The sequence below is a fragment of the Phytobacter sp. V69 genome, from assembly GCF_965644215.1.
GTDB lineage: Bacteria > Pseudomonadota > Gammaproteobacteria > Enterobacterales > Enterobacteriaceae > Phytobacter.
This window is the reverse complement of record NZ_CBFFRL010000567.1, coordinates 1-300: the sequence shown is the minus strand read 5'-3', so window position 1 is coordinate 300 and position 300 is coordinate 1. Positions and strand designations below refer to the sequence as shown.

The 300-nt window shown below is 43.3% G+C and carries 1 protein-coding gene; it reads right to left on the bottom strand.

Annotated features, from left to right (window positions below; genetic code table 11):
• A partial coding sequence (locus ACSZPU_RS26455) for a hypothetical protein (RefSeq protein ID WP_499004587.1) occupies positions 1-191 on the bottom strand: 191 nt, incomplete at its 3' end.
• Positions 192-300 lie beyond the last annotated feature (109 nt).

The window sequence follows — 300 nt, the reverse complement described above, 5'->3', positions numbered from 1 at the left end:
ACCGCATCGATGCTGACGTTATTTCCGGTATCATGATTGTATTTTTCGACCGTTTTTTTGAAACCATCGAGCCACGGTGACTGGTTGATAACGATTTTAACGTTGGCGGCATACGCGGTGGATAAAACAGGCAGCGCCAGCATTGTCATTAAAGCTAAACCCGATAACCTAAAAATAGTTTTCCCGCTCACAGTTCCCGCTCCATATTAAAAGACAGATAATTCGCGAATTCAGATAATAAGTGCAACGCTCGGACATAATTGTGGAGAGTGTAGGAGGAAGGGTTAACTACCGATAAGT